At 60.4% G+C, this 3,206-nt stretch carries 3 protein-coding genes; all 3 read right to left on the bottom strand.

All coding sequences use genetic code 11. The annotated features are described in order from the left end of the window. Positions 1–174 precede the first annotated feature (174 nt). From Q4577_RS23560 to Q4577_RS23550, 3 genes are read right to left on the bottom strand one after another with little or no spacing between them, the layout of a single operon-like run. Positions 175–1,203, bottom strand: coding sequence for a zinc-binding dehydrogenase (locus Q4577_RS23560; protein WP_303473348.1), 1,029 nt, complete (start codon positions 1,201–1,203; stop codon positions 175–177). A gap of 10 nt (positions 1,204–1,213) precedes the next feature. Then, the gene (locus Q4577_RS23555; protein ID WP_303473347.1) at positions 1,214–1,930 is read right to left on the bottom strand and encodes an SDR family NAD(P)-dependent oxidoreductase; all 717 of its coding nucleotides are present in this window, start codon (positions 1,928–1,930) and stop codon (positions 1,214–1,216) included. 4 nt (positions 1,931–1,934) lie between these two features. Beyond that, positions 1,935–3,062, bottom strand: coding sequence for an ABC transporter substrate-binding protein (locus Q4577_RS23550; protein WP_303473345.1), 1,128 nt, complete (start codon positions 3,060–3,062; stop codon positions 1,935–1,937). Positions 3,063–3,206: the final 144 nt, after the last annotated feature.

Below are 3,206 nucleotides of genomic sequence, written 5' to 3'. Positions count from 1 at the left end.
GCGGTCTCGGGAAAGGGTCGGGTCTGGTTCTACACGCCCAGCAACGCAACCGAAATCCGTAACTTTGCGACACTACCTCGCAAATTCCCTGCTCCTGCTGTTAAAAAAATTCGTTCCCCGGAGGGCGGTACATGAAGCCGGTCAGGGCTTCACCAATTGCCAGGAAATCCAGCGTTACACATCCGCCGTGATCAGCACTTTGCCCACGGCACCTCCGTCGGCCATCAGTGAACAGGCAGCCCCGGTCTCGGCTACGGCAAAGCGGCCGCCGATCAATGCGTCGAAATCCACCGTGCCAGAGGTGATTAGCGCAACTGCCTTGGCAAATTCATTGGTGAATAGGATCGACCCAGTCACCGTGATTTCCTTGAGCGCCAGAAGGTGGAGGTTCACCGGCACCTGGCTGGGCTGGATCAGCGACAGGATCGACACGACCCCCTGTTTGCGCACCGCCGCCAGCGCCTGATTATAGGCATGGGGTGAGCCGCTCGCTTCGATTACCACGTCATAGGTGTTGTCCAGTTTACCCATGTCATCGCGCCCGGTCACGAAACCGGCGCGGGCCCCAACGGCACGGGCGGCTTCGATCGCCTCAGATTTCAAGTCGGTGACATCGACCTCGGCCCCTAGCGCATGCGCGCCCACCGTCGCCAGAAGCCCCATCGGGCCACAGCCTGTCACCAGCACCCTCTGACCGGCGGTGATGCCGGCCCGATTGACCGAATGCATGGCACAGGCCAAGGGTTCGGCAAAGGTCAGGTGATCGGGTTTGACGTGATCCGCCACGGGTGTCAGGCAACGCGCCGGAAAATCAAAGTATTCACGGAAGAACCCGTCGATATGCGGCTTGGTCGTGGCCGATCCGGGAAAACGCTTGTTCGGGCACATGTTGATGTCACCCGTCTTGCACCGGTCGCACTGCCCGCATTCGATTACCGGGTTGATGGCCACGAACTGCCCCACGGCCAGGTCCGCGCCATTGGCATCCACCACGTGCCCACACGCCTCGTGCCCCAGGGTCACCGGGTAATCCAGTTGAAACCCCGCGTTGGCAAAATGGCGAAAGTAATGCATGTCGGTGCCACAGATGCTGGCCGTGGCCAGTTTCAGCCGAACCCAGCCCTCTTCGATGGTATCGGGCATCTCGGCCTGTTCCACCGCGATGGAGCGCGCCGCTGTCAGAAGTGTCTTGGTATAGGTCATGGGTCAACTCCTAGAATCCGATGGCATAACCGCCATCCACTGGGATGGCGGTGCCGTTGACATAGGCCGAGGCCTCGCTGGCCAGGAAATGCACCACATCGGCCACGTTTTCCGGCGTGCCAAACGTGTGCGCCGGGATGCGGCCCTCGATCTTGGCCCGTCGCTCGGGGTCTTTGGCCAGGACCGCGCGCGTCATGTCGGTGTCGATGAACCCCGGGCAGACCGCATTGCAGCGAATGCCGTATTGCGCCGCATCCACCGCAACGGACCGGGTCAGCCCGATCACCGCGGTCTTGGCTGTGACATAGGCCGCCGCCGACGGCAACGCCATGATCCCGCCCATGGACGAAATGTTGACGATCGCCCCGCCCAGCTCCCTTTGCAGTCGCACATAGGCGCCGCAGGCCAGGAACATCGCCTTGACGTTCAGGTCCATCACTTGGGCCAGCTCATCCCCCGTGACATCCCAAATCGGCTTTTTCAGGTGCATCCCGGCATTGTTGACCAGCACGTCAATGCGCCCGGTGTCGGCATGAATACGGTCGAGGTAGGAGGTATCGGCAGCCTGGCTCAGGTCATGCTGCACGAAATGCACCGGCCCCGACAGGTCGGCCAACTCGCCTTCGCTGCGGGCGACGACGTGAACGTCGAACCCCGCAGCCAGAAATTTCCGTGTCTGGGCAATCCCGAGGCCTTTGTTGCCCCCGGTAATAACAGCAACTGGCAAGATCTTATCCCTTCGCGATGTGATGGCGGTAAAGCGTGTTGATCTGTTTCAGGAAATCGTCCGAACCGATGTCCCTGAGGAAGAAATTCGACATGATGTCACAGACGTCGTCGACGAAATGCAGGAACCATTCGTCGCGCGGGCGGGTCCAGGCATCGGCCATCGTATCAAAGGCCCCGTCGAAGAAACCGGCATAAGTCGGATCTTTGCGGCGAATTTCCCAGGTCTGGCGATGCGCGGGCTGGCCTTCATTTTCCAGGTAAATGCCGGATTGCACCGGCTCAGAGGTCACCCAGCGCACGAAATCCAGCGCAGCTTCGGGCGCTTTGGTCCGCGCCGAGACCCCGATCCCCGCGCCGCCCAAAATGCCGCGCCGGGTGCCGTGACCGGCAAACACCGGCAGGTCAACGTAGTGCAACTGATGCGGGCGAAAGCCCGGGCGGGCGTAGTTCACATAGCCGAACAGGCAGGGCGACATGGCAAACTCCTGTTCTGTCGACAAAAGCTCCAGCACCCGGATCGGATTCATGTCACAGGCCTCTGCCGGGCCGAGCTTATAGAGCGCCTTGAGCAGGTCCAGTGCCGCTATGCCATTGATATCACTTACAAAAGCCTCTTGCGAGACAGGTAAAACCTCTTCCCCACACGCCGCCACCAGCGTCATCAGCATGTCCAGGGCATCAACCGGCAGAAGCGGTGTGATCGCCCGGAACCGGCTCGCATCGGCGGTCAGAAAATCCTCCCACCGCTGCGGCATCTTCAATCCGCTGTCGGGCCGCACCACCGCCATCTGACAGGCCGCATCAATCGGGTATGCCCAGGTCTGGTCGCCATAGACATAGCTTTCGACAGAGCCGCCCATCGACCCGCCCGCTACGTCCTGCCACGCCGGCAGGGCCAGCAGGGACCGGCTTTCTGCGATTTGCCCGACATGCGGATGATCAAGCACGAGGAAGTCGTTCTCAGCAGCAAGATCGGCAATGGATTGATCGGCAAAGGCCTGAAGCGAGCGCTTTTTCCAGTGGATACGCACGCTAGTTTCCTGAGCATAGCGATCTGACGCCGCCACAAGGCAGTCATAGCCACGCGGATGATCCCATGTCATGCCGCGCAATTCGAGAGTATCGGTCATTTCTGTGTTTCCTGAATATTGGCTTCGCGCCCTGCCACGTAGGGTGGATTTTTAACCCACCGACGGATCACTCGATCATTGGCAGCAGTTTGTTGAGGCTGTCTTTGGCGTCGCCATAGAACATGCGGGTGTTCTCCTTGAAGA

Source organism: Marinovum sp. 2_MG-2023 (assembly GCF_030548265.1).
Lineage (GTDB): Bacteria > Pseudomonadota > Alphaproteobacteria > Rhodobacterales > Rhodobacteraceae > Marinovum.
The sequence above is the reverse complement of the archived record's forward strand: the minus strand, read 5'-3'. Positions and strand labels throughout refer to the sequence as shown.

Excerpts from the sequence above, each read along its gene's own strand:
- Q4577_RS23560 (WP_303473348.1), bottom strand. The coding sequence starts at position 1,203 with ATGACCTATACCAAGACACTTCTGACAGCGGCGCGCTCCATCGCGGTG.
- Q4577_RS23550 (WP_303473345.1), bottom strand. The coding sequence starts at position 3,062 with ATGACCGATACTCTCGAATTGCGCGGCATGACATGGGATCATCCGCGT.